General features: G+C 73.2%; 21 protein-coding genes. 12 read left to right on the top strand and 9 right to left on the bottom strand.

The features are described from left to right. Positions 1-14: 14 nt before the first annotated feature. The 5 genes from HOO61_RS11815 to HOO61_RS11795 are packed head-to-tail and all read left to right on the top strand — an operon-like array spanning position 15 to position 6,667. Positions 15-2,090, top strand: a complete 2,076-nt coding sequence (locus HOO61_RS11815) for a hydantoinase/oxoprolinase family protein (RefSeq protein WP_172258927.1) — start codon at positions 15-17, stop codon at positions 2,088-2,090. A 3-nt stretch (positions 2,091-2,093) separates the two neighbouring features. Next, the gene (locus HOO61_RS11810; RefSeq protein ID WP_172258926.1) at positions 2,094-3,965 is read left to right on the top strand and encodes a hydantoinase B/oxoprolinase family protein; all 1,872 of its coding nucleotides are present in this window, start codon (positions 2,094-2,096) and stop codon (positions 3,963-3,965) included. A 6-nt stretch (positions 3,966-3,971) separates the two neighbouring features. Next, positions 3,972-4,610, top strand: coding sequence for an isochorismatase family protein (locus HOO61_RS11805; RefSeq protein ID WP_216658872.1), 639 nt, complete (start codon positions 3,972-3,974; stop codon positions 4,608-4,610). Then, positions 4,607-5,548, top strand: a complete 942-nt coding sequence (locus HOO61_RS11800; RefSeq protein ID WP_216658871.1) for a hydroxymethylglutaryl-CoA lyase — start codon at positions 4,607-4,609, stop codon at positions 5,546-5,548. Before HOO61_RS11805 ends, HOO61_RS11800 begins: the two co-directional genes overlap by 4 nt. A gap of 30 nt (positions 5,549-5,578) precedes the next feature. Beyond that, on the top strand, positions 5,579-6,667 hold the full coding sequence (locus HOO61_RS11795; RefSeq protein ID WP_172258925.1) for a winged helix DNA-binding domain-containing protein: 1,089 nt from the start codon (positions 5,579-5,581) through the stop codon (positions 6,665-6,667). Here HOO61_RS11795 and HOO61_RS11790 read toward each other — a convergent pair. Further along, entirely contained in the window at positions 6,648-7,496 is an 849-nt protein-coding gene (locus tag HOO61_RS11790; protein ID WP_172258924.1) for an AraC family transcriptional regulator, read from the bottom strand. The two genes, HOO61_RS11795 and HOO61_RS11790, sit on opposite strands and share 20 nt — an antisense overlap. Positions 7,497-7,547: 51 nt before the next feature. On the opposite strand from HOO61_RS11790, the gene HOO61_RS11785 reads away from it, so the two are divergent. Further along, positions 7,548-8,144: a TIGR03086 family metal-binding protein gene (locus HOO61_RS11785; protein WP_172258923.1), complete on the top strand. Its 597-nt coding sequence runs from the start codon at positions 7,548-7,550 to the stop codon at positions 8,142-8,144. Here the strand turns inward: HOO61_RS11785 and HOO61_RS11780 are convergent. Then, complete coding sequence (locus HOO61_RS11780) at positions 8,137-8,589, bottom strand: HutD family protein (RefSeq protein WP_172258922.1); 453 nt, start codon at positions 8,587-8,589, stop codon at positions 8,137-8,139. The genes HOO61_RS11785 and HOO61_RS11780 overlap by 8 nt on opposite strands. Next, positions 8,586-10,460 carry a translation elongation factor 4 gene (gene lepA / locus HOO61_RS11775; protein WP_172258921.1) on the bottom strand — a complete coding sequence of 625 codons (1,875 nt, stop codon included), beginning with the start codon at positions 10,458-10,460 and terminating at the stop codon, positions 8,586-8,588. The genes HOO61_RS11780 and lepA overlap by 4 nt, the downstream gene beginning before the upstream one ends. 110 nt (positions 10,461-10,570) lie before the next feature. Between lepA and HOO61_RS11770 the strand changes: the two genes are divergently transcribed. Beyond that, positions 10,571-11,500, top strand: coding sequence for a DMT family transporter (locus HOO61_RS11770; RefSeq protein WP_172258920.1), 930 nt, complete (start codon positions 10,571-10,573; stop codon positions 11,498-11,500). Here the strand turns inward: HOO61_RS11770 and HOO61_RS11765 are convergent. After that, positions 11,479-12,006, bottom strand: a complete 528-nt coding sequence (locus HOO61_RS11765) for a GNAT family N-acetyltransferase (protein WP_172258919.1) — start codon at positions 12,004-12,006, stop codon at positions 11,479-11,481. The genes HOO61_RS11770 and HOO61_RS11765 overlap by 22 nt on opposite strands. Positions 12,007-12,090: 84 nt before the next feature. On the opposite strand from HOO61_RS11765, the gene HOO61_RS11760 reads away from it, so the two are divergent. The 3 genes from HOO61_RS11760 (at position 12,091) to rpsT (ending at position 14,425) form a co-directional block, all read left to right on the top strand. Further along, positions 12,091-13,053, top strand: coding sequence for a phosphotransferase family protein (locus HOO61_RS11760; protein WP_172258918.1), 963 nt, complete (start codon positions 12,091-12,093; stop codon positions 13,051-13,053). Next, a complete protein-coding gene (locus HOO61_RS11755) occupies positions 13,050-13,994 on the top strand; it encodes a hypothetical protein (RefSeq protein WP_172258917.1) in 945 nt (314 codons plus the stop codon). The genes HOO61_RS11760 and HOO61_RS11755 overlap by 4 nt, the downstream gene beginning before the upstream one ends. Positions 13,995-14,164: 170 nt before the next feature. Beyond that, positions 14,165-14,425: a 30S ribosomal protein S20 gene (gene rpsT, locus HOO61_RS11750; RefSeq protein ID WP_172258916.1), complete on the top strand. Its 261-nt coding sequence runs from the start codon at positions 14,165-14,167 to the stop codon at positions 14,423-14,425. A gap of 59 nt (positions 14,426-14,484) precedes the next feature. Here rpsT and holA read toward each other — a convergent pair whose 3' ends face one another. The 4 genes from holA to HOO61_RS11730 form a co-directional block, all read right to left on the bottom strand. Beyond that, positions 14,485-15,471 (bottom strand): DNA polymerase III subunit delta, encoded by a 987-nt coding sequence (gene holA, locus HOO61_RS11745; RefSeq protein WP_172258915.1) that lies wholly within the window; start codon positions 15,469-15,471, stop codon positions 14,485-14,487. 12 nt (positions 15,472-15,483) lie between these two features. After that, a complete protein-coding gene (locus HOO61_RS11740) occupies positions 15,484-17,751 on the bottom strand; it encodes a ComEC/Rec2 family competence protein (protein ID WP_172258914.1) in 2,268 nt (755 codons plus the stop codon). Between the two features lie 9 nt (positions 17,752-17,760). Next, a complete protein-coding gene (locus tag HOO61_RS11735; protein ID WP_172258913.1) occupies positions 17,761-18,651 on the bottom strand; it encodes a ComEA family DNA-binding protein in 891 nt (296 codons plus the stop codon). A 76-nt stretch (positions 18,652-18,727) separates the two neighbouring features. Continuing rightward, the gene (locus HOO61_RS11730; RefSeq protein ID WP_172258912.1) at positions 18,728-19,585 is read right to left on the bottom strand and encodes a DegV family protein; all 858 of its coding nucleotides are present in this window, start codon (positions 19,583-19,585) and stop codon (positions 18,728-18,730) included. 96 nt (positions 19,586-19,681) lie between these two features. On the opposite strand from HOO61_RS11730, the gene HOO61_RS11725 reads away from it, so the two are divergent. Next, positions 19,682-20,554 carry an XRE family transcriptional regulator gene (locus tag HOO61_RS11725; RefSeq protein ID WP_172258911.1) on the top strand — a complete coding sequence of 291 codons (873 nt, stop codon included), beginning with the start codon at positions 19,682-19,684 and terminating at the stop codon, positions 20,552-20,554. Between the two features lie 120 nt (positions 20,555-20,674). Further along, positions 20,675-22,252, top strand: coding sequence for a S8 family peptidase (locus tag HOO61_RS11720; protein ID WP_172258910.1), 1,578 nt, complete (start codon positions 20,675-20,677; stop codon positions 22,250-22,252). Positions 22,253-22,335: 83 nt separating this feature from the next. Here the strand turns inward: HOO61_RS11720 and leuS are convergent, their stop codons facing one another. Further along, on the bottom strand, positions 22,336-24,822 hold the full coding sequence (leuS, locus tag HOO61_RS11715) for a leucine--tRNA ligase (protein ID WP_172258909.1): 2,487 nt from the start codon (positions 24,820-24,822) through the stop codon (positions 22,336-22,338). Between the last annotated feature and the right edge of the window lie 128 nt (positions 24,823-24,950).

Raw genomic sequence — 24,950 nt, 5'->3', positions numbered from 1 at the left:
CAAGGGAGAGCAGCATGACCTACCGGCTCGGCGTCGACGTGGGTGGCACGTTCACCGACATCCTGTTGATCGACGAGGACTCGGGCGCGACGTTCCGCGCCAAGACCTCCTCCACCCCCGAGGACCAGTCCGTGGGCGTGCTGCGCGGCATCGACCAGGCCTGCGCGGCCGCCGGCATCGAGCGGACGTCGGTCGGCGACGTCTTCCACGGCACGACGGTCGCGACCAACGCCATCCTCGAGGGCAAGGGCGCCCGGGTCGGGCTCGTGACGACCCACGGGTTCCGCCAGGTGCTGCAGATCGCCCGGTCCTTCGTCCCCGGGGGCCTGGCCGGCTGGATCATCTGGCCCAAGCCCGAGCCCCTGGCCGCGCTGGAGGACACCGTCGAGGTGCGCGGGCGCATCGCCAGCGACGGCACGGTGGTCACCGAGCTCGACGAGGACGACGTACGCACCCAGCTGCGAGCGCTGGCCGGCCGCGGCATCGAGGCCCTCAGCATCAGCCTGATCAACTCCTACGCCAACGCCGCCCACGAGCAACGGGTCGGCGAGATCGCCGCGGAGGAGCTGCCCGGCATCGCGGTGTCGCTGTCGTCGTCGGTGCTGCCCGAGCTGCGGGAGTACGAGCGCACGATCACCACGGTGGCCAACGCCGCGGTCCAGCCGCAGGTGAGGCGCTACGTCGCCAACCTCGAGGACCAGCTGCGCGACTCGGGCGTCAGCGGCTCGCTGTCGATCCTGCGCAGCGACGGCGGGCTCGTCTCGGCGGGCGTGGCATCGGACAACCCGGTGAACCTCCTGCTCTCGGGACCCGCAGGAGGCGTGACGGGTGCCGCGTGGGTGGCCGCCCAGACCGGCCACCGCAACTTCCTCACCTTCGACATGGGCGGCACGTCGACCGACGTCGCGCTCGTCGAGGACCTCGCACCCCGCATCGGCCGCGAGACCACCGTGGGTGACCTCAAGGTGCGCGCGACGTCGGTCGACGTCCGCACGGTGGGTGCCGGCGGCGGGTCCATCGCCCACGTCCCGCCGCTGACCCAGGCACTGCGGGTCGGCCCCCAGTCAGCCGGTGCGGCGCCCGGCCCGGCGGCGTACGCAGCCGGTGGGACCGAGCCGACCGTCACCGACGCCAACGTGGTGCTCGGCCACCTCCCGAGCGCGCTCGCCGGTGGCGAGGTCGCCCTCGACCCTGACGCGGCCCGCGCCGCCGTGCAGACCATCGCCGACGCCACCGGGCTCGACTCCGTCGAGGCCGCGGCGGCCGGCATCATCGACATCGTCAACGAGAACATGTTCGGCGCCCTGCGCCTGGTCTCGGTGCAGCAGGGCTTCGACCCCCGCGACTTCGCGCTCGTCGCCTTCGGCGGGGCCGGACCGCTGCACGCCAACGCACTCGGCCGGCTCACGGGCTCGTGGCCGGTCATCATCCCGCCCTCGCCCGGGGTGCTCTGCGCCTACGGGGATGCGACGACCAGCCTGCGCGACGAGGCGGTCCGCACCCTCGTACGCCGCTTCTCCGAGCTCACCGACGACGACCTGCGCGCCATCCTCGACGACCTCGCCGCGTCGGCGCGCGGGACGCTGACGGCCGAGGGCGTGCCCGAGGACGACCTCCGGGTGACCTACTCCGCGGACCTGCGCTACCACGGCCAGGGGTTCGAGATCCCGGTGCCGGTCGACATCGACGCCTTCGACGGCAGCGGCGGAGGACTCGCGGCGCTCGGCAAGGCGTTCGACACCGAGCACGACCGGTTGTTCTCCTTCGTGCTCGACGCCGAGCACGAGCTCGTGACGCTGCGCGCCACCGCCGACGCTCCCCGGCCCGAGGTCGGGTCCGTCCAGCTGGAGGACGGCGGCGCCGACCCCTCGGCCGCTCGGGTGGAGCAGCACCGGATCTGGTCCGACGGCGCGATGGTGGACGCCGACGTCTACGACCGTTCGCTGCTCCTGGCCGGAAACGTCGTCACCGGGCCCGCCGTGATCACCGAGATGGACTCCACCACCCTCGTCCTGCGGGACCACGCCGCCACCGTCCATCCGAGCGGCAGCCTCCTCATCCGACCCGTCGACCAGAGCCAGGAGGGCTGAGCCATGGCACGCCTGATCGAGACCAACACCTCCCCGATGCAGCAGGTGGAGGTGGACCTGGTGACCCTCGACCTCGTCGAGAACGCCCTGCGCAACGCCCGCTACGAGATGGACGAGGTGCTGTTCCGCACCGCCCTCTCCCCCGGCATCCGCGAGCAGCACGACGAGTTCCCGCTCATCGCGAACCGCGACGGCAAGATGATGGTCGGCCAGTTCGGGCTGTCCATCCCCGACTTCCTCGACAACTTCGACGGCACGATCGAGGAGGGCGACGTCCTGCTGACGTCGGACCCCTACTCGTGCGGCGCGGCGATCAGCCACGCGAACGACTGGCTGGTGGTGATGCCGATCTTCTTCGACGGCCGCATCGTGGGCTGGTCGTCGATGTTCGGCCACATGTCCGACGTCGGCGGCAAGACCCCGGCGTCCATGCCGACGGACGCGCGCACCATCTACGAGGAGGGCGTCGTCATCCCGCCCTTCCGGCTCTACAAGAAGGGAGTGCTCGACGACGACGCGCTGCGGATCATCCTCAACCAGGTCCGCAAGCCCGACTGGAACCGCGCCGACCTCAACGGCATCGTCGCCGCCTGCCGCACGGCCGCCCGCCGCGTGCAGGAGCTGTGCGCCCGCTTCGGCGTGGACACCTACAACTCGGCGCTCGACGCGCTGCTCGACCGCAACTACCGCGCGATGAAGACGCTCCTGGCGATGGTGTTCGAGGAGGGCAAGACCCTGTCCTTCACCGACTACATCTGCGACGACGGTCTCGGCTACGGGCCCTACGAGCTCAAGCTGAGCCTCACCCGCACCGGCGACAAGGTGCTGCTCGACTTCACCGGCAGCAGCCCGCAGGCCCAGGGACCGATCAACTACTACATCAACGAGAACCTCGTCCGGATGTTCTTCGGGATCTACATGATCACCGTGGCCGACCCGCAGATCCTCTGGAACGACGGCTTCTACCCCCTCGTCGACGTCGAGATCCCGGACGACTCGTTCTGGAAGCCCCAGTACCCGGCCGCGCTCAACGCCCGCAACCACGGCATCGGTCGCGTGTTCGACCTCTTCGGCGGTCTGCTCGGCCAGACCAACCCCGACCTGCTCAACGCCGCCGGCTTCTCGTCCTCACCGCACTTCATGTACTCCGGCACCTACGGAGAGGGCGACCGGAAGGGCGAGTGGTTCCAGCTCTACTCCATCGGCTTCGGCGGCATCCCCGGCCGCCCGATCGGCGACGGCCCCGACGGCCACTCGCTGTGGCCGTCGTTCGTCAACATCCCCTGCGAGTACCTCGAGTCCTACTACCCGCTCCGCATCGAGCGCTGGGAGACCGTGGCCGACACCGGAGGCGCGGGCGTGCACCGCGGCGGCAACGGCGTCGACGTGGCCTACCGCTTCCTCGAGGCCGGCACCATCGCGATCCACGACGACCGCTGGCTCACCTATCCCTGGGGCGTCAACGGCGGCGAGCCCGGCGCTCGCGGCCGCAAGTGGCTCGAGCGGGCAGACGGCACGACCGAGGTCCTCGGCAGCAAGGTGCACGACGTACCCGTGGCGCGTGGCGACCTGCTGCACTTCGTGACCTGGGGCGGCGGCGGCTGGGGCGACCCGCTCGCCCGTGACCCCGACCTGGTCGGGCTCGAGGTCAGGCGCGGCCTCGTCTCGGCCGACGGCGCCCGCAGGTACGGCGTCGTGTGCGACGAGGCCGGCACGGTCGACGTCGCCGCGACCGAGTCGCTGCGCAGCGAGCTGGGCGCCGGACGGCCCGACCCGCTGCCCACCTTCGACATGGGTCCGCCGCTGGAGACGATCCTCGAGCGCGCCCTCGAGGAGACCGGCCTGCCCGCTCCGCGGCCCCCGATCCCCCGGTGACCCCACGTGACTGACGAGTCCACGCTGCCACCGGGCGACCCCTTCGGGGGCTCGCTCCGGCCGGGCGCGTCCCCGGTCGTCCTCGCCGTCGACATGATGCGGGCCTACTTCGACCCCGCCAGCGCACTGTGCCTGCCCGACGACGCCTGCCTGCACTCCGCCGCCCGGGTGCTGGCGGCGGCCCGGCAGCACGAGGTCCCGGTGGTGCACACCCGCGTGCGCTACGCCGCCGGCGGGGCGGACGGTGGGGTGTTCTTCCGCAAGGTCCCCGCGCTGCGGGACCTCGTCGGCGACGGGCCGATGGGCGAGCTGATGGCACCCGTCGCGCCGACGGACGACGAGCTGGTGGTCGTCAAGCAGTACGCAAGTGCGTTCTTCGGCACCTCCCTGGCCTCCACCCTGCACGCGCGCGGCATCGACACCGTGGTCGTGATCGGCGTCAGCACCAGCGGGTGCATCCGCGCCACGGCCGTCGACGCGATCCAGCACGGCTTCGTGCCGCTGGTGGTCGCGGACGCGGTCGGCGACCGCGCCCCCGAGCCCCACGCGTCCAACCTGCGCGACCTGGCGGCCAAGTACGCCGAGGTGGTCGACGAGGCGACGGCCCTCGACTACCTCGCCGACGCACGAGGCGGTGACCGGTGACAGCGCCGGACGCGACGGACCGCCTCGGCCGGATGGGCATCGTCGAGGTGGCTCCTCGCGACGGCCTGCAGAACGAGAGCACGATCCTCTCGACCGCGGACAAGGTCGAGCTCGTGGAGCGGGCGGTGCGCGCCGGCGCCCGCCGCATCGAGGTGACCAGCTTCGTCAACCCTGCCCGGGTGCCGCAGATGGCCGACGCCGACGAGGTGATGGCTGCTCTCCCCCGTCCCGACGGGGTCTCCTATGCCGGCCTGGTCATGAACGACCGCGGCCTCGACCGCGCCCTGGGGGCCGGGGTGGACGAGGTCGACGTCGTCGTCGTGGCGACCGACACCTTCTGCCTGCGCAACCAGGGCGTCACCACCGAGGAGGCCTGCCGGCAGGCCGCCGCGCTCGTCGGCAGGGCCCGCGAGGCGGGGCTCTTCACGACCGTCACCATCGGTGCCGCCTTCGGCTGCCCGTTCGAGGGCGAGGTCCCCGAGGAGCGGTTGCGCGAGGTGCTCGGCCGTGTGGTCGACGGGGGGCCCGACGAGCTGGCGCTGGCCGACACCATCGGGGTGGCCGTGCCGACCCAGGTCACGTCCCGGCTCGCCCTGGCGCGCGAGGTGGCCGCCGGCTCCGGGGTCGACGTACCCCTCCGCCTCCACCTCCACGACACCCGGCACACCGGCGTGGCCAACGCCGTGGCCGCCCATGCCGCGGGGGTCCGCACGCTCGACGCCAGCATCGGCGGGACGGGCGGCTGCCCGTTCGCCCCCAACGCGACGGGCAACGTGGCCACGGAGGACCTCGTCTACCTCTTCGACCGGATGGGCGTGGACACCGGCCTGGACCTCGCCACCACCACGGTGACGACCGCCTGGCTGGAGCAGCGGCTCGGCAAGCGCCTGCCCGGGGCGCTGCTCCGGGCCGGCGGGTTCCCGTCGGAATCGCAGTAGCAGGTCCCGGCGCCGCACTAGGGTGACGGCATGCTCAGCTGGGACGACCTGGCAGCTGCGTCTCTGTCCCGCCAGTTCCCCGACGACCCCGGCACGGTGGCCGGCCGGGTGGGGGCCATCGGCGACCTGCAGACGCAGACGGCGCGCTCGGCCTTCATCGGCCTCGGCGCGCGGTTCCCCGGGGTCACCCATGCCGAGATCACCGCGGCGTACGACGCCGGGGAGATCGTTCGCGGGAGCACGATCCGCGGCACCGTCCACACGGCCACGCCCGAGGGCTACACCGTGCTCGCAGAGGCGACCCGCGTCGGGCAGCACCCGCGCTGGGCGCGCCTGCTCGGCCTCAGCGACGTGCAGCTCGCCGACCTGTGGACCTCCCTCGAGGGCCACGCCCGCGAGTGGCGCACCCCGGACCAGCTCCGCGCCCACGTCGACGCGTGGCTGGGCCGCCACGCCCCCGCCGCGCTCGACGCGGCCGCGGCGGGTCCGGGCCGCTACCTCGGCTTCGCCCACGGCGGCCTCGTGCGGCGTCCGGCCTCGGGTGACCGCTGGGAGGGGCAGGGCAAGCCGGTCTACGGCACCTTCGACCGCACCGGGCCGGCCACGCTGACCGACGTCGTCCGACACCACCTCCGGGCCCACGGTCCGTCGTCGCGGCAGGACGTCGCCTGGTGGGCCGGCATCCCGCTCGCGGCGGTGGCGGACGGGCTCGCCGGCCTGGAGGTGGTCGAGCAGGAGGGGCCCGGCGGGCGGGTGTACCTCGACCTGCCGGACGCCCCCGCGCCGCGGGACCTGCCGGGCGTGCGGCTGCTCCCGGAGTTCGACGCCCTGCTGTGCGGCTACGACTCGAAGGCTCGCGACCGGTTCGTGGACCCCGAGCACCACCGACGGCTGTGGAACGAGTCCAACGGGATGCTGCTCCCGCCGCTGCTCGTCGACGGACGGATCACCGGCCGCTGGCGGGCGGCCGGAACGACGCGCCGTCGTCCGCTCGAGGTGACGTGGTTCGCGCGGACGAGGCGGCCGCGCCGGGCCGAGCTCGACCGGCCCGTGGCCGCCCTCGAGTCGGCCCTGGGCATCACGGTCACCGAGGTGACCCTCACCCGTGAGGCGGTCTGAGGGGCTGGTCCTTGAGGTAGTCCCCCGGCGTCATGCCGGTGACGGTGCGGAAGTCGTGGGTGAAGTGGGCCTGGTCGGCGTAGCCCAGGTCGGCCGCCATCTCGGCGAGGCTGCCGCGTCCCGCCTTGAGCGCCTCCACCGCGTCGTGCAACCGACGTCGCTGCAGCAGCCACTTCGGGCTGAGTCCGATGCGCTGCTCCACCAGCCGCTGCAGGCTGCGCTCGGACAACCCGGCCTCGCGGGCGAGCTCGTCGACCCGGGTGATCTCGGGCTGCTCGCCGAGCCGGGCCACCAGCCGGTTGACCAGGTGGCCGGCCGTGTCGACAGGCAGGTGGCCGGCCAACCAGGACTCGACGTGCGCGATCGCGGCGAGGTGGGCGGCGGGGTCGTGCGGGTCACCCTGCATCTCCGCGCGCACGTCGTCGGGGAGGGTGGTGTCGACCTGCAGGTCGCGCAGGTCGACCCAGGTGTCGGCGACCTCGGCGACGGACCGGCCGAGGACCAGCCGGCCGGCGGCGGGGGTGAGCATCGTGCCCACGGCCCAGCCGTCGCCCTCCAGCGTCACGCTCGACCGGCCGCGGGTGACACCGTAGAAGCGGGCATAGGTGTCGCTGACGACCACCAGGCAGACCGGGTGTTGGAGCGTGCTCTGCGTCGACGGCTCGGCCAGCGACCAGACGGGGACCCAGTAGCGCTCCACCAGGTCGGCGAGGCGCTCGCTCGGCGCATAGCGGTGGATCGGCGGCGACGGCCGGCTCACGCCCGTCAGGTGGGCCCGGTCGATCGGGTCCACCCGCTGCGGGCCGTCCGCCCCCGTGCGGTTGGTCATGTGTCGGATTATCACAATCGCCCCCGACGCCTGCGCAGCCACAGTGGGGACATGACGCAGACCACGACCCCGACCACCGACGACCTCCTCTCACTGTTCCAGCAGCGCGCCGACCGGTTCACCCGGGTCGTGGAGGCGGTCGACGCCTCCACGGGCCGGTGGGACGTCCCCTCACCGTGCGAGGGCTGGAGCGCCCGCGACGTCGTCGGCCATGTGCTCGAGACACAGCGTGACTTCCTCGAACGGCAGGGCCTGGCCGCCGGCCCCCAGCCCGACCTCACCGACCCGGCCGCCGCGTGGCGGGCCCAGCGCGCCCACGTCACGTCGGTGCTCGCGGCCGACGGCGTGGCCGCCCGGGAGTACGACGGCTACTTCGGCCCGACGACGATCGCCGCCACGATCGCCGACTTCTACGGCTGGGACCTCGTCGTGCACGGCTCCGACGTCGCCCGCGCCACCGGGCAGGAGTGGTCGGTCAGCGACGCCGAGGCAGCCGACCTGCACGCCACGGCCGACGGCTGGGGCCCCGCGCTGCACTCCGAGGGCGTGTGTGCCGACGCCGTGGAGGTCGGCCCGGACGCCTCGGTGACCGACCGGCTGCTGGCCCGGCTCGGTCGCGACCCCGGCTGGCAGCCGTCGATCAGCTGACCTGCTCGAGCGTCGCGACCGCCACGGTGCACCGGCCGGTGACCTCACCGGGACCTCGCACCAGCGTGCCCGCCGCCGGCCCGTCGCGGTGACCCGAGACGACGTACGCCGCCTGGTCCGCGGCCACCGGCAGGGTCGAGGAACGCCCCAGCTCGAGCACCGTGACGAAGGCCCGGACGAGCAGCGGGTCGACGACCACGTCGAGCACCCGGACGGGGCCCTCCGGCACCGACGCGGCGGCGGTCGCGTCGCCGGGGAGGGCGAACGGTCGGTGCGGCTCGACGACGTGCGCCTCTCCGTCGACCTCGAGGTCGAGGACCGGCCCGTCGACGACGGTCAGCAGGCGATGGCGACCGGGAGCAGCCGGGAAGGGGCCGTCGCGGTCGACGTCGGCCAGGCTGATCCGCCAGGACCCGTCGTCGGCCCGCGCGAGCTCGCGCGTCACTTCTTGCCGGACTTCTCCGCCGGCTGCGTGGTGGACAGCGCCGCGACGAAGGCCTCCGGCGGCACCTCCACGGAGCCGATGTTCTTCATCCGCTTCTTGCCGGCCTTCTGCTTCTCCAGCAGCTTGCGCTTGCGGCTGATGTCGCCGCCGTAGCACTTGGCCAGCACGTCCTTGCGGATGGCGCGGATGGTCTCGCGAGCGATGACGCGCGCGCCGATGGCGGCCTGGATCGGCACCTCGAACTGCTGGCGCGGGATGAGGTCCTTGAGCTTGCCGGCCATCATCACGCCGTAGGAGTAGGCGGCGTCGCGGTGCACGATCGCGCTGAACGCGTCGACCGGCTCGCCCTGCAGCAGGATGTCGACCTTCACCAGGTCCGCGGCCTGCTCGCCGGAACGCTCGTAGTCGAGGGAGGCGTAACCCTTGGTGCGCGACTTCAGCTGGTCGAAGAAGTCGAAGACGATCTCGCCCATCGGCAGCGTGTAGCGCATCTCGACGCGGTCCTCGGAGAGGTAGTCCATCCCCTGCAGGTTGCCGCGCTTGAGCTGGCAGAGCTCCATGATCGTGCCGATGTAGTCGGACGGCGCGAGGATGGTCGCCTTCACGACGGGCTCGCGGACCTCGGCGACCTTGCCGTCGGGGTACTCGCTCGGGTTGGTGACCTCGACCTCGGTGCCGTCGTCGAGGGCGACCTCGTAGACCACGTTGGGCGCGGTCGAGATGAGGTCGAGGTCGAACTCGCGCTCGAGCCGGTCGCGGGTGATCTCCATGTGGAGCAGGCCGAGGAACCCGCAGCGGAAGCCGAAGCCCAGCGCGCCGGAGGTCTCCGGCTCGTAGGTCAGCGCCGCGTCGTTCAGCTGCAGCTTCTCCAGGGCGTCACGCAGGCCCGGGTAGTCGTCGCCGTCGATCGGGTAGAGCCCCGCGTAGACCATCGGGTTGGGGTGCTTGTAGCCGCCGAGCGACTCGGTGGCCCCGTGGTGCTGGGAGGTGACCGTGTCACCGACGCGCGACTGGCGCACGTCCTTCACGCCGGTGATCAGGTAGCCGACCTCGCCGACGCCGATCTCGCCCGCCTTCACCGGCTCGGGGCTGATCACGCCGACCTCGAGCATCTCGTGGACGGCGTTGGTCGACATCATCTTGATCCGGTCGCGGTGGCTGAGCTTCCCGTCGACGACCCGGACGTAGGTGACCACGCCGCGGTAGGTGTCGTACACGGAGTCGAAGATCAGGGCGCGTGCCGGCGCGTCCGCGTCACCCACCGGCGGCGGGGTCTGCTTCACGATCTCGTTGAGCAGCGCCTCGACGCCGACGCCGGTCTTGGCGCTGGTGAGCAGCACCTCCTCGGGCTCGCAGCCGACCAGGCCGGCGAGCTCGGCGGCGTACTTCTCCACGTTGGCGCTCGGCAGGTCGATCTTGTTCAGCACCGGGATGATGTGGAGGTCGGCGGCCATCGCCAGGTAGAGGTTGGCCAGCGTCTGCGCCTCGATGCCCTGCGCCGCGTCGACGAGCAGGACGGCGGCCTCGCACGCCTCGAGGCTGCGGGAGACCTCGTAGGTGAAGTCGACGTGGCCCGGGGTGTCGATCATGTTGAGGACGTAGGTGCCGGGCTCGGCGTCCTCGGAGTTGTCCGTCGGGACCGTCCACGGCATCCGCACGGCCTGCGACTTGATCGTGATGCCGCGCTCGCGCTCGATGTCCATCCGGTCGAGGTACTGCGCGCGCGAGGCCCGCTCGTCGACGACGCCGGTCAGCTGCAGCATCCGGTCGGCGAGCGTCGACTTGCCGTGGTCGATGTGCGCGATGATGCAGAAGTTGCGGATGATCGACGGGTCGGTCGAGCCAGGCTGCGGCGCGTTCTTGAGGCTCACGGACTGCTTTCAGGAGTACGACGGCGGGGTCGGAGCATTCTCCCACGCGGGCCGTGGCCTGCCGAACCGGCGACGTGGGAGCAGGTGCAGCCGGACGCTAGCGTGCAGGGGTGACCTCTCGGACCGGAACGACGCTGCCCCTGGTCCCGGCAGCAGCCTTCGTGCTCGTGTGGTCGTCCGGCTACATCTCGGGTCCCGCGGCGGTCGAGGCGGCAGGGCCGTTCTCGGTGCTCGGCTGGCGGTTCGTCCTGGCGGCACTCCTCGCCGCGGGACTGGCCGTGGCGCTCCGGCGGCCGACCCGGATGGACCGGCACACCTTCCGCCGGGTCGCGGTCGTTGGCTTCGTGATGAACGCCGTCCAGTTCGGGCTGATGTACGTCGCCTTCGACCTGGGCCTCGGTGCGACGCTCGCCTCGCTCCTGCACGCCCTCAGCCCCGTCCTGACCGCCCTGCTGGCGGCTGCCGTCCTGGGCGAGCGGGTCTCGATGCTCCAGGTCGCCGGTTTCGCCACCGGGGTCGTGGGGGTGCTCCTCGTGCTCGGCGCGGACCTCGGCCACGCCGGCGGTCCGGTCGCGGTGCTCGTCGGGTGCCTCAGCATGCTGACCCTCAGCCTCGGCACCCTCGGCCAACGCTGGATCGGTGCACAGCCCGACCTGCTGTGGTCGGCCGCGGCACAGTTCGCCGTCTCCGCACCGCCGCTGCTCGTGCTCGGGTGGCTCACCGAGGGCGTCTGGCCGGTCACCGACGCCCGGCAGGCGGTCGTGTCCGTGGTGTTCCTCGCGGTCGTGAACTCGATCGTCGGCCTCGTGCTGCTGGCCCTGCTGGTGCTGCGCGGCGGGTCGGGGGCGGCGGCCAGCCTCTTCTTCCTGAGTCCCCCGGTCACCGCCGTGCTCGCCTGGCTGGTGCTCGGCGAGACCATGTCGCCCACCCAGCTCGTCGGCCTGGTGGTCGCGGTGGTCGGGGTGGGCGCGGCGACGCGCACCCGTCGTACGCCGGCTCCGGTTCCGGACCCCGACCCTCAGGACGTCGGCACCCAGTAGCGCCGCTTCACCCCGCGCACGTCCTCCAGCACGCCGCCCGCCGCCTCGATGACGCGGATCGAGCCGAAGTTGTCGGTGTCGCAGGTGACCAGGGCCGGGTCGATCCCGAGCCCGAGCGCCCACGGCAGGGCGTGCTGCAGCATCGCGGTCGCGTGGCCCTCGCGCCGCCGCGTCGGGCGCACGTCGTACCCGATGTGCCCACCCACGTCGAGGAGGAAGTCGTTGAGCCGGTGCCGGATCGCGATCCGGCCGAGGTAGTCCGCGCCGTCGATCCACCACAGGGTCGTGCACGGCACGTGCCACTCCGGGCGCGGGGTGTCCTCGGCGGCGTCGGCCCGCACGGCCGCGACGAAGGCCGCGAAGGCGTCGGGGTCCTTCCAGCCGGGCGCGTTGTGCTCGATCCACGCGGCCGTCTGGCTGAACTCGGCGCCCTCGGCGACGAACTCGTCCATCGCCTCCAGGAACGACTCGCGGACAGTGGTGGTCGGCAGCACGAGCTCAGGCATGGCGCCAGTCTCGCTGGGCGCCCGCCGGGACCTCCACCCGATATCCGGTCGTGGCGCTCCCGAGTCGTGGGGAAGGATGCCGCCATGGCCCGCTCCTCCTCGATCGCCCCCTACCCCGCCCCGCACGGGAAGACCGCGCGGCGGCTCGAGTGGTCCTTCCTCCCGCCCAACCTGCGGGCCTGGATCGAGCGGAAGTGCGGGTCCCCCGTCGTCTCGGCGGTCTCCCAGACCAGCGGGTTCACCCCGGGCTTCGCGTCCGTGCTGGCGTGCGAGGACGGGTCGCGCCACTTCGTGAAGGCGGCCTCGGTCAAGGCACAGCGGATGTTCGCCGACTCCTACCGCGAGGAGGCGCGCAAGCTCACCGCCCTGCCGGAGGGCGTGCCCGCCCCGCGCCTGCTGTGGCACCTCGACGACGACTGGGTGGTGCTCGGCATCGAGTACGTCGCCGCCCGCGCGCCGCACCGGCCGTGGCAGGCCGACGACCTCGACGCCCTGCTCGACTCCCTCGAGGTCGTCGCCGACGTGATGACGCCGTCCCCACCGGAGCTGCGGCTCGACACGGCGGCCGACGACTTCGCCCCGCTCCTCGAGGGCTGGCCGGACCTGCGCGAGCGGCGTACGGACCTCGACGCGGAGCGGCTCGCGGAGGCCGAGACGCTGGCGCGGCGCTACGCGGAGGTCGTCGGCGGCGACACGCTGGTCCACACCGACATCCGCTCCGACAACGTGCTCATCGACCCGGACGGCCGGGCACTGGTCTGCGACTGGAACTGGCCGGTGCGCGGCGCCGCGTGGTTCGACTCGTTCGCCGCGCTCATCGGGCCGCGGGGCGAGGGTGTCGACGTCGACGCGGTGATCGCCCGGCGCCGCCTCCTCCGGGACGTCGACCCGGAGGCCTTCGACGTCAACCTCGCGCTCTACGTCGGCTACTTCTTCACCCAGTGCGAGCTGCCTGTGCCACCGTCGTCGCCGCACATCCGCGACCACCAGCGGTGGCAGGGCGAGGTCTGCTGGGACTGGCTGGCGGAGCGGCGGGGCTGGGTGTGACCGCCCCGCGCGCGGTCGGCGTACGCCTCACCTACGACGCCGTGCCGGCCGCGGTCCGCTCCTGGGTCGACGAGCAGCTCGGCTCACCCGTCGTCGCGACGGCCGAGCAGGTCGGCGGGATGTCACCGGGGTGCGCGACGCGCCTGACGTGCGCCGACGGCACCCGCGCCTTCGTCAAGGCGGTCGGCGCCGAGCTCAACCCCGACACCCCGGTCCTCTTCCGTCGCGAGATCGGCGTGCTCCACCACCTCGGCGAGCACGAACTGTGGGCGCGGCTGCTGGCGTCGTACGACGACGGAGCGTGGGTGGCGCTGCTGATCGAGGACGTCGAGGGACGCCACCCCGACTTCGCGGACGCCGCGGAGCTCGAGTCGGTCCTCACCGGGGTCGAGCGGCTTGCTGAGGTGCTGCAGCGCCGTGACGTCCCGGCGTCGGTGGACCTCGTCGACGTCGCGCACGTCTTCGGCAAGTGGGCCCACTGCCTCGCGACGCTGGCCGACGCCCCCGCCGCGACCCCCGTGCCGGACTGGCTGCGCTCCGACCCCGAGGGCTGGGCCGAGGTGCTGCACCACCACGCCGCCCTGCCGATGCCGCACGTGGCCCACTGGGACATCCGCGTCGACAACCTGATGCGGCGCCCCGGCGGCGAGGTCGTCTTTGTCGACTGGGGCACGGCCGCGCGGGGTCCCTCCTGGGCCGACCCGCTGCTGGCGCGGCTCGAGCGGGTCGACGACCCGTGGTTCGACACCTCGGCGGCGTCCTCCCCCGCGCTCGCGGCGGCCGGCGAGGAGGCCGTGACCGCCTTCCTCGCCGGCTTCGGCGCACACCTCGCGGTGCGCTCGGTGGTCGCGGTCGACGTCAACCTGCCCACGCTCAATGATTTCCGCATCCGCGAGTCGCGCAGGATGCTGGAGGCCGTCGCCCGACGCAGCGGACGTTGATCCGTTTCCGAGTGCTCAGGCGATTTGGGCGCCCGCGACGCGTGCCGGTAGTGTTTCTCCCTGCATGTCCGGCACCCGACCCTCACTCCGTCTGAGAGCGGGGGATTGCCAGGCAGCCGACAGGCACCAGACTTCCATTCCAGACCAGTTCTAGCTCCGAGGATCCACACGTGGCGAACATCAAGTCCCAGATCAAGCGCAACAAGCAGAACGAGCTGCGCCGTCAGCGCAACCAGGCGGTGAAGTCGCGCCTGAAGACCGCCGTGCGCAAGTTCCGCGAGCTGTCCGAGGCCGGCGACAAGGACGCCGCCGCGGCTGCCGGTCGCGACGCGATGAAGGCCCTCGACAAGGCCGCCTCGAAGGGCGTCATCCACGCCAACCAGGCCGCCAACCGCAAGTCGTCGATCGCCAAGAAGACCGCCTCGCTCTGACGCGGACCTTCACCTGCGACACCCGCCCTCGTGGCGGGTGTTCTGCCTTTCCGGGGCGCTCAGCGCCCGTCGCGCAGCCCGGCGACGGTGAGCACCAGTCGCTCGAGGGTGTAGGACGCGTCGTGGGCCTGGCCCTTGATGTCGGCGTCGGCGTGGGCGACGGCACGGACGGCGGCGGCAATGCCCTCGGGACTCCACGAGCGTGACTGGTCGCGGACGGTGCGCACCTTCCAGGGAGGTACGCCGAGGTCGCGGGCGAGGTCGGCGTCGCGGGCGCCGCGCGGGGCGCCGAGGTAGCGCGCGAGGCTGCGGGCGGACGCCGCCATCGCCGAGGTGACCAGCACCGGGGAGGTCCCGGAGTCGAGCGCCCAGCGCAGCTCCTCCAGGGCCGCGGCGCGACGGCCGGCGAAGGCGGCATCGGCGACGGTGAACGACTTGGCCTCGGCGCGGCCGCCGAAGTAGCGCTGGACCTTGTCGACGGTGAGCGGCTCTCCGTGGAAGTCGTTGGTCAGCTGGTCGGCCGCGGCGGCCAGCGAGCGCAGGTCGGTGCCGACAGCCTGCACCAGGAACGCGGCCGCATCGGAGTCGATCCGCGCGCCGTGCGAGGCGACCTCGGAGGTCACGAAGCCGACCATCTCGCTCGGCCTGACCTCCTCCGACTTCACTTCGGTCACCGGCGACAGCTTGCGGAGCTTGGTCAGCACGCCGCTGCCCTTCTGCCCGCCGGAGTGCACGAGCACGAGGGCCACGTCGTCGGCCGGGGCGCCGCAGTAGTCGAGGAGCCCGTCGACGGACTCGTCGGGCAGGTCCTCCAGGCCCCGGACGATGACGCACCGGATCGAGGAGAACAGCGACGGCGCGGACATCTCACCCAGGGACGCCAGCGTCAGGTCGGAGGCCGTCGACTCGGCCATCTCGGCCTCGGCGTCGTGGGCCCGGACGGCGTCGCGCACCGAGGCGACGGTGCGCGACGAGAGGTACTCCTCCTTGCCCGTCACGAGGACGACGTGGCCGAGGACCTGCGCGGCGGAGGGAGTGCGAGCCATGGTGCGCCCAGACTATCCACCGGCGACGACACCGAGCTCACCGTCCCGGACCACCACGACCACGTCGCCCGAGACGTCCGTGCGCCACACCTCCGCGCCCGCCGCGGACAGCGCGGACAGCAGGTCGGGAGCGGGGTGCCCGTAGTCGTTGTCCTCCCCCACCGACACCAGCGCGAGCCGCGCGCCGAGCGAGGTCAGCCAGTCGAGGTCCTGGTGCCGGCTGCCGTGGTGGGGCACCTTGAGCACGTCGACCCGCAGCCCGGCGAGGTCGCGGGCCAGCGCCGCCTGCGCCGACGGCTCGACGTCGCCGGTCAGCAGGACCCGCACCCCGGCGACCTCGGCGACGAGGACGACGCTGGCGTTGTTGGGCGCGCTCTCCGCGGGGTCGGTGGGCCTCGCTCCCGGCCGGGGCCACACGGTCTGGAGCGTCACCTCCCCGATCCGGCGGGTGAGCCCGTACGCCGCGGGCACCGGTTCGCGACCGACCGCACGCCCGACCTCGGTGACGCCCTCGCCCGGCTCGTGCAGCGCGGTGCCCTCGACGTCGTCCACGTCGCGGCCGTCCAGCACGCCGGCCGCCCCGCCCACGTGGTCGGCATGGAAGTGCGTGAGCACGAGGAGGGGCACCGAGGCGACCGCGAGCCGGTCGAGGCAGGCGTCGGTCGCCTCCGGCTCGGGGCCTGCGTCGACGACCACCGCGGACGCGGGTCCGGAGCGCAGGACGAGGGCGTCCCCCTGCCCGACGTCGCACATCGCGAGCACCCAGCCGTCGGGCGGCCAACCGGGGCTGGGCGGCCGGACCAGCATGACCACCACCAGCAGCCCGGTGCAGGCCAGCGTCGACCCCGGTCGGCCGAGCACCCGCGGCGCGAGCGGCACCGTCAGCAGGCAGAGCGCCGTGAGCAGACCGAGAGCGACGGGGCCCGTGCCCCAGTCGACGGCCGCCGTCGGGATGCCCGCTCCCCACCGGGCGACCGCGATGATCCAGCCTGCCGACCACGCCGCCGGGGCCGCGACTGCGACACCGAGGGGGTCCCAGACCAGCCCGAGCAGGCCGCCGGACAGCCCGAGCACGGTCGCCGGCGCGACCGCAGGTGCGGCCAACAGGTTGGCGCCCACCGCGACCAGGCTGACCTGCCCCGAGAGGGCCGCCACCACCGGCGTGCAGGCGACCTGGGCCGCCAGCGGCACCGACACCGCCTCGGCGACCCAGCGCGGCGTCCACCACATCAGTGCGTCGCGCCAGACCGGGGCCAGCAGCAGGATCCCCGCCGTCGCCAGCGCCGACAGCGCGAACCCCGCCGTCACGGCCAGCCGCGGCCAGACCAGCAGCAGCCCGAGCACGGCGACCCCGAGGCCACGCACACCCCGCGACCGGCCGTTGCGACCCATGCCGACCAGCGCCACGGAGCCCATGGCGGCAGCGCGTACGACGCTGGGCTCGGCGCGCGCCGTCAGCACGAAGCCGACGATGCCGAGCACGCCCAGGGCGTAGAGCCAGGGGCCGCGCACCCCGACCCAGCGACCGAGGACGAGCAAGAACCCCACCACCAGCGTCAGGTTGGTGCCGCTCACCGCCAGCAGGTGGGTCAGCCCGGTGGTGCGGAAGTCGTCGGCGAGGTCGGGGTCGAGCCCGCCGTCGTCCCCGACCACGAGCGCCGGCACCAGCTCGCGCGCGTCGGCGTCGCGTCCGGCGACCGCGGCGCGCACCGATCGTCGTACGCCCGCGGCGGCGTCCCACCAGACGTCCGGCTCCCCCACCACCCGCGGCTCCCCGGTGGGACGTACGAGGGCGGCGACGTCACCGTCCCCGGGCACCAGCCGCGCCGTCGTCTCCAGCCTCGTGCCGAGTGGCAGCCGGGGCCAGCCGGCGTCGGCCATCACCACCACCGGTGCGGCGAGCGACCAGGCGCTCCCCCGGCCCTCGACCCGCGTCACCTCGGCCCGGACGACCTGGAGGTCGCCGAACCGCCCGCTCGCCATCCGCACGTCCGAGGTCAGCTCGAGCTCGAGGTCCACGACCGCGCCGTCGTCGGCCAGCGCGGCGAGGGGTGACGTCGTGAGCAGGGTGTGCTGGAGTGCGGCGACGCCCGCGACCGCCACGAGCGCTCCGAGCGGGCCGAGCCACGCGAGGGACCACCAGCGGCGGACCACTCCCGTCCCGACGACCGCGACGGTCGAGACGACCGCCCCGAGGGCCACCCACCCCGGCGCGAGCAGCACGACGAGCGCACCCGCCCACGCGCCGAGCCCGAGGGCGACCGCGCGCAGGTCGGGCACGACCGCCGGTCAGAGCGTGACGAGCGGGGCGAGGTCGGCGAGGGTGGCCTCCCCGATGCCGTCGACCTCCAGGAGCTCGTCGACGGAGGTGAACGCGCCGTTGGCGTCGCGCCAGGCGAGGATCGCGTCGGCCGTCACGGGCCCGACGCCGGGCAGGGTGTCGAGCGCGGCCTGGTCGGCGGTGTTGAGGTTGACGAGCGTCGCACCGTCGGGGGCCGGGGCGTCGACCGTGCCGGCGACGCCTGCCGCGGGGGCGACGCCCACGAGGATCTGCTCGCCGTCGACGACCGGGCGGGCGAGGTTGAGCGAGGTCAGGTCGACGCCGCGCCTGGCACCGCCCGCCGCGTCGAGCGCGTCGACGACGCGCGAACCGGCAGGCAGCACCGCGATGCCGGGGCGACGTACCTTGCCGGCTACGTCGACCACCAGCTCCTCACCGGCGTCGGTCACCCCCGGACCCTGGTCGCCCGGTGCCGCAGCGTCCGACGACACCACGGGGGCGAGCTGCTCGGGCGACCCGGACTCGGATGCGGACCCGGAGGCCGAGGGTGCGACCGGAACGGCGCGGGCCTGGTCGCGCACCGCCCACCACGCGGCGATCCCGACGGCCAGGGCCGCGACCACGGCGACGACGGCGACGTGCACCGGACCGAGCTGCAGGCCGCCGACCCGCAGCCGACGCGAGGCGTGACGCCCGGGCAGCGGCGGGACGACGGGGACCGCCGCAGGTACGGGAACCGCGTCGGGACGCTCACGGACCCGCGTGTGCCCCCACGCCGGGTCGGCCGGGCCAGCCGGGTCGGCAGGCTCGTCGCGCACAGCGGCGAGCTCGGCGCTCAGCGTCGCCAGCCGCCGCGACACCGCCTCGGCGTGCTCGGAGGACGACTGGGATCGGCGCATGCCTCCACGCTAGGAACGCTCGCGCCGCGTCGACAGGGGCGATCGGCAATCTGTGGACAGCGGTCCCGTGTCTCGCTCAGGGCCGCGGGGCGACGCAGACCGCGACCATGCCGGGCCCGACGTGCGCGCCGAGCACGGCCCCGAGCTCGCCGCACATCACCTCGCGCCCCTCCAGCCCGTCAGCGAGCCGGTCGGTCAGCGCGGCGGCGAGCTCCTCGGCGCGGCCGGCGTTGGCGAGGTGAGACACGCACACGTCGACCGGCTGGTCGCCGGCCGCCTCGACCGCCAGCTCGGCGAGGCGCGCGAGGGCGCGCGACGCCGTACGCACGCGCTCACGCGGTGCGACCCGGCCCTCGGCGATCTCGAGCAGGGGCTTGACCGACAGCGCGCTGCCGAAGATCGCCGCGGCGGCGCCGATGCGCCCGCCCCGTCGCAGGTACTCCAGGGTGTCGACGTAGAACAACGAGGTCGCCGCCTGCCCGCGGGCGAGAGCCGCCCGGGCAGCCTCCTCCGCGGTCCCGCCGGAGTCCAGCACGTCGGCCGCCGTGAGCGCGGCGTAACCGGTCGCGATGCCGACCTGGCCGGAGTCGACGACGTGCACGGGCAGCTCGACCTCCAGGGCGGCGAGCTGGGCGGACTCGAAGGTGCCGCTCATCTCGCCGGAGAGGTGCACCGACACGATCTCCTCGGCACCCTCGGCCGCCAGCGAGCGGTAGAGCTCGGCGAACAGCGCCGGCGCCGGCCGGGAGGTGCTGACCGGGACGAAGTCGCGCAGCGCCTCGGCGACCACCTCGGGCGTGGCACCGTCGGGTCCCTCGTCGAGCACCCGGGCGCCGATCACCACCTGAAGCGGCACGACCCGGATGCCGCGCTCCTGCGCCAGCTCGGCGGGCAGGCTCGCGGTCGAGTCGGTGACGATGACGGTGCCGGACACATCCCGAAGGCTAGTGGCTCCGGACCCGCGCCCGGAGCCTCGCTCGCGGGCGGCCCCGTCCTTGCGGGGCGTGGTGGCCTCAGGTTGGATGTCCGGATGCCCGACCGGCCCGAGCGCTTCGCCGACGCACTCCGGGCCGCCATCGACGCCCGCGGCCTGGGCCTGGACCGGATCACCGAGCACCTCGCCCAGCGCGGGGTGTCGGTGAGCGCGGCCACGCTGAGCTACTGGCGGTCCGGGCGCAGCGAGCCCGGGCGCCGGTCGTCGCTGGCGGCCCTGCCGCACCTCGAGGACGTCCTGGGCCTGCCGTCGGGCAGCCTCACCGCCACCCTCCCCAGCACCCGGGAGCGCACCCCGCGCCGGGCCGTGCGGGGCCTCGACGTCCTGTGGCCCGAGGAGGCGCACTCGGCCGTCCTGGGCCGGCTGGACACCAGCTGGGACACCGAGCTGGCGCGGGTCTCGGTGCACGACATCCTGCGCCTCGGGCCGGACCGTCGGCAGGTGCGCCTCACCGTGCGGCAGGCGATGCGGGCGCGCGCGGACGGACCCGACCGCCGCGTCGTGATGCACTCCCAGGACGACCTGGGCTCCGGCCTGCCGGAGATCCGGCCGCTGCGCGGCTGCGCGTTGGGGCGGGTCGAGCGCGACCCCGAGGCGGGCGTCGTCGGCGCGGAGCTGCTCTTCTTCCGGCCGCTGCGCCGCGGCGAGACCGTGATCGTGAAGTACGACGTCGTCTCCCCCGCCCCCGGCCCGTGCGAGCGCGAGTACACCCGCCGGCTGCGCCTGCCGATGCGCGAGTACCTGCTCGAGGTCGCGTTCGACGCGCGGGCACTCCCCGAACGCGTGGCGGCCATCACCGAGGGCCGCGAGCAGCCGATCGCCCTGGACGAGGACCGACGGGCCCACCTGGTGCACACCGACACCGCCCCCGGCACGACCGGGATCCGCTGGAGCTGGCCGAGCAGCTGAGGCCGGGACCCGGGGCGAGGACCGGGCGGGAGTTAAGTGTTAAGCGAGGCCTGCCCCTTGCCCGGGACCGCGCCGGCCGTCAGGGTCGGCCTCGTCCATCTGTCTCGGGAAGGATCCACGATGAACCATGCACGCCCTCGACTGGCAGCAGGCCTGATCGCCTCGCTCGCCGGTGCCGCACTCGCCCTCACCCCGACCGCCACCCACGCGGCCGGCACGGAGGAGCCCCAGGAGGCCCCGCAGGCCTCCGTTTCCGACGACGGCCTCGCGCCGGTCCTCGGCACCGCCGCCGACGACCGCTACATCGTGGTCCTCGACAAGGAGGCGCCCGGCAAGAGCCTCGGCGCCGCCAAGGCCGAGGTGCGCGCCGAGGGCGCGACCATCAGCCACACCTACACCGCGGTGCTCGACGGCTTCGCCGCCCGGCTCAACGCCAAGGCGCTCACCGCGCTGCGCAAGAACCCCAACGTCGCCTACATCGAGGCCGACAAGCCGGTGCAGCTCGACGCGACCCAGTCCCCCGCCACGTGGGGCCTGGACCGGATCGACCAGCGCGACCTGCCGCTCAACAACGCCTACACCTACAACGCCACCGGCGCGGGCGTGACCGCCTACATCATCGACACCGGCGTGCTCAGCTCGCACTCCGAGTTCGGTGGCCGCGCGGTCACGGGCTACACCGCGATCAACGACGGGCGCGGCACCAGCGACTGCAACGGCCACGGCACGCACGTCGCCGGCACCGTCGGCGGGTCGACGTACGGCGTCGCCAAGGGCGTGCGCCTGGTGGCGGTGCGGGTGCTCGACTGCAACGGCAGCGGGTCCAACTCCGGCGTCATCGCCGGCGTCGACTGGGTCACCCAGAACCACACCGCGGGGTCCCCCGCCGTGGCCAACATGAGCCTCGGCGGAGGCATCTCCTCGGCCCTCGACACGGCGGTCAGCAACTCGATCGCCGACGGCGTCACCTACGCCCTGGCCGCGGGCAACGACTCCGGCGCCAACGCGTGCAACAGCTCGCCGGCCCGCGTCGCGGCAGGCCTGACCATCGGGTCGACGACCAACACCGACGCCCGGTCGAGCTTCAGCAACATCGGCTCGTGCCTCGACATGTTCGCCCCCGGCTCCAACATCACCTCTGCCTGGCACACCGGCACCTCGGCGACCAACACCATCAGCGGTACGTCGATGGCGACCCCGCACGTCGCCGGCGCCGCGGCGCTCTACCTCCAGGGCAACCCGTCGGCCTCCCCGGCGACGGTGGGCAGCGCGCTGATCACCAACGCGACGCCCAACAAGGTCACCAACGCCGGGACCGGCTCGCCGAACCGCCTGCTGTACGTCGGCACCGGCGGCACCACCCCGCCGCCGGACCCGACCCCGACCACCTGCAGCTCCATGCCCGAGACCGAGACCGGCTCGCTGACCTCCGGTGGCGTGTCCTACCACCCCGGCACGAGCGACTACTACAACTCGGGCGCCGGCACCCACGTGGGCTGCATCTCCGGCCCCTCGGGCACCGACTTCGACCTCTACCTCGAGAAGTGGAACGGCTCCACCTGGGTCGTCGTCGCCCAGGGCATCAGCAGCACCTCGCAGGAGACGATCACCTACACCGGCACCTCGGGCTACTACTCGTGGCGCGTGGAGTCGTACTCCGGTTCGGGCAGCTACACCTTCGGCCTCGACCGACCGTGACGCACGCCTGAGCACGACACCGGCCCCGCGGCATCGCCGCGGGGCCGGTTCGTCGTTCGCTGGACGGAGCAGGGCGGGTCGGGTCAGACGACGATGTTGACCAGCTTGGGCGCGCGCACGATCACCTTGCGCACCGTCGCGCCGTCGATGGCCCGCTGCACGCCGGCGTCGGCCAGCGCAGCCGCCTCCAGGTCGGCGTCGGACACGTCCGGGGCGACCTCCAGGCGCGCCTTGACCTTGCCCTTGACCTGCACGACGGCGGTGACGGTGTCCTCCACCAGCAGCGCCTCGTCGACCTCGGGCCACCCGACCCGGACGACGGTGGGCTGGTGGCCCAGCCGCTCCCACATCTCCTCGGCCGTGTAGGGCGCGACCAGGGACAGCAGGATGGCCACCGCCTCGGTCGCCTCGCGCACCGCCGGGTCGGCCGGCCCGCAGCCGGAGTCGATGGCCTTGCGGGTCGCGTTGACCAGCTCCATCACCCGGGCGACCATCACGTTGAAGCGGTAGGTCTCGACCAGCTCGGCCGCGTCGTGCACGGTGCGCGCGGTCGTACGCCGCAGCGCGATGTCGCCGGTCGTGACGTCGACGCCCGGGGCCGAGGTGACGTCGCCCGACAGCCGCCAGGCCCGCTGCAGGAAGCGCAGCGACCCGTCCGGCGACATGTTGGCCCAGTCGATGTCGTCCTCGGGCGGGCCGGCGAAGACCAGCGTGAGGCGCACCGAGTCCACGCCGAACGCCGCCAGCTGCTCGCCCAGGTTGACGCCGTTGCCCAGGGACTTGCTCATCTTCTTGCCCTGGTTGATCACGAAGCCCTGGTTGAGCTGGGCCGCCCACGGCTCGCGGAAGTCGACCAGGCCCATGTCGTTCAGGACCTTGGTCATGAAGCGGCCGTAGAGCAGGTGCAGCACGGCGTGCTCGACGCCACCGACGTAGAGATTGCACGGCATCCACGCGTTGACCTTCGCGCTGTCGAACGCCTGGGTGTCGTCGTGCGGCGAGCAGTAGCGGAACATGTACCAGGACGAGTCGACGAAGGTGTCCATGGTGTCGGTGTCGCGCGTCGCGGGGCCGCCGCAGGTCGGGCACTCGACCTGGACCCAGTCGGTCGCCCCGCCCAGGGGCGAGGTGCCCTTGGGCTTCAGGTCGGCGCCGCGCAGGTCGGGCAGGGTGACGGGCAGCTGGTCCGCGGGGACCGGGACCTCGCCGTCGACGGGGCAGTGGATGATCGGGATCGGCGGGCCCCAGAAGCGCTGGCGGCTCACCAGCCAGTCGCGCAGTCGGAAGTTGACCGTGCCGCGACCCAGCCCCTGGCGCTCCAGGTAGGCGATCGTCGTGGTCTTGGCCTCCGCGACGCCCATCCCGGACAGGTCGATCTCGTCGTTGGCGGAGTTGATCGCCGGACCGTCGCCGGTGAAGGCCTCGCCCTCCCAGCCCTCGGGCGGCTGGACCGTGCGGACGACCGGCAGGTCGAACGCCTCGGCGAACTCCCAGTCGCGCTGGTCCTGGCCGGGGACCGCCATGATCGCGCCGGTGCCGTAGTCGGCCAGCACGTAGTCGGCGGCGTACACCGGGATCCGGGTGCCGGTCAGCGGGTTGGTCGCGTGGACGCCCAGGAAGACACCGGTCTTGGCGCGGTCGGTGGCCAGCCGGTTGATCTCGGTCTCCTTGCGGACCTCGACCAGGTAGGCGTCGAGCGCCGGGCGCTGCTCGTCGGTGACCAGCTCGGAGGCCAGGGCAGCGTCGGCCGCCACCACCATGAAGGTCGCGCCGAACAGCGTGTCGGGCCGCGTCGTGTAGACGGTGACCGGCTCGTCACGACCCTCCACGACGAAGTCGACGTGGGCACCCTCGGAGCGACCGATCCAGTTGCGCTGGGCCGTGACGACGCGGTCGGGCCAGGTCTTCTCCAGCTCGTCCAGGCCGTCCAGCAGCTCCTGGGCGTAGTCGGTGATCTTGAAGTACCACTGGGTCAGCTCCTTCTTCGTCACCTCCGCCCCGCAGCGCTCGCACATGCCGCCGACGACCTGCTCGTTGGCCAGGACCGTCTGGTCCTGCGGGCACCAGTTGACCGGGCTGTTCTTGCGGTAGGCCAGGCCGCGCTCGTAGAGCTCCAGGAACAACCACTGCGTCCAGCGGTAGTAGCCGGGGTCGGAGGTGTTGAAGGTGCGCGTCCAGTCGAACGACGCGGCGTACCGTTTGCACGACTCGATCGAGCGCGCGATGTTGGCGCGCGTGTAGGTGTCAGGGTGCTCGTCGTTGCGGATCGCGGCGTTCTCCGCGGGCAGGCCGAAGGAGTCGAAGCCCATCGGGTTCAGCACCTCGTAGCCGCGCTGCCACCAGTAGCGCGCCACCACGTCGTGCAGCGCGAACACCTCGGCGTGGCCCATGTGCAGGTCGCCGCTCGGGTAGGGGAACATCGTCAGCGCGTAGCGCTTCTCGCGCGGGCTGTCGTCGTCGGCCCGGAAGGGCTGGAGCTCCTCCCAGACCCGCTGCCACTTCGTCTCGGTGGCGGCGATGTCGTACGTCGCGCGCTCGGCGTCGTGGGCTCCGGTGTCTGGGCTGCTCATGGCGTGTCCTCTGCAGGTGCGGGTGGTGCTGGAAGTCAGGCTGGGTCGGGCATGAAAAAACCCCTCACATGGAGGGGTGGCCGCGCGTCGGTCTCCGCGGGTGGGAGATCCCGATCAGCGCGGCTGTC

The organism is Nocardioides sp. zg-1230 (assembly GCF_013155335.1).
GTDB lineage: Bacteria > Actinomycetota > Actinomycetes > Propionibacteriales > Nocardioidaceae > Nocardioides.
This window is presented reverse-complemented; position numbering and strand designations above follow the sequence as displayed.

Coding starts and splice junctions, on each gene's coding strand:
- HOO61_RS11725 (WP_172258911.1), top strand. CDS start 19,682: ATGCCCGACCGGCCCGAGCGCTTCGCCGACGCACTCCGGGCCGCCATC.
- HOO61_RS11735 (WP_172258913.1), bottom strand. CDS start 18,651: ATGCGCCGATCCCAGTCGTCCTCCGAGCACGCCGAGGCGGTGTCGCGG.
- HOO61_RS11785 (WP_172258923.1), top strand. CDS start 7,548: ATGACGCAGACCACGACCCCGACCACCGACGACCTCCTCTCACTGTTC.
- HOO61_RS11815 (WP_172258927.1), top strand. CDS start 15: ATGACCTACCGGCTCGGCGTCGACGTGGGTGGCACGTTCACCGACATC.
- HOO61_RS11795 (WP_172258925.1), top strand. CDS start 5,579: ATGCTCAGCTGGGACGACCTGGCAGCTGCGTCTCTGTCCCGCCAGTTC.
- HOO61_RS11760 (WP_172258918.1), top strand. CDS start 12,091: ATGGCCCGCTCCTCCTCGATCGCCCCCTACCCCGCCCCGCACGGGAAG.
- HOO61_RS11720 (WP_172258910.1), top strand. CDS start 20,675: ATGAACCATGCACGCCCTCGACTGGCAGCAGGCCTGATCGCCTCGCTC.
- HOO61_RS11810 (WP_172258926.1), top strand. CDS start 2,094: ATGGCACGCCTGATCGAGACCAACACCTCCCCGATGCAGCAGGTGGAG.
- leuS (WP_172258909.1), bottom strand. CDS start 24,822: ATGAGCAGCCCAGACACCGGAGCCCACGACGCCGAGCGCGCGACGTAC.
- HOO61_RS11765 (WP_172258919.1), bottom strand. CDS start 12,006: ATGCCTGAGCTCGTGCTGCCGACCACCACTGTCCGCGAGTCGTTCCTG.
- HOO61_RS11790 (WP_172258924.1), bottom strand. CDS start 7,496: ATGACCAACCGCACGGGGGCGGACGGCCCGCAGCGGGTGGACCCGATC.
- holA (WP_172258915.1), bottom strand. CDS start 15,471: ATGGCTCGCACTCCCTCCGCCGCGCAGGTCCTCGGCCACGTCGTCCTC.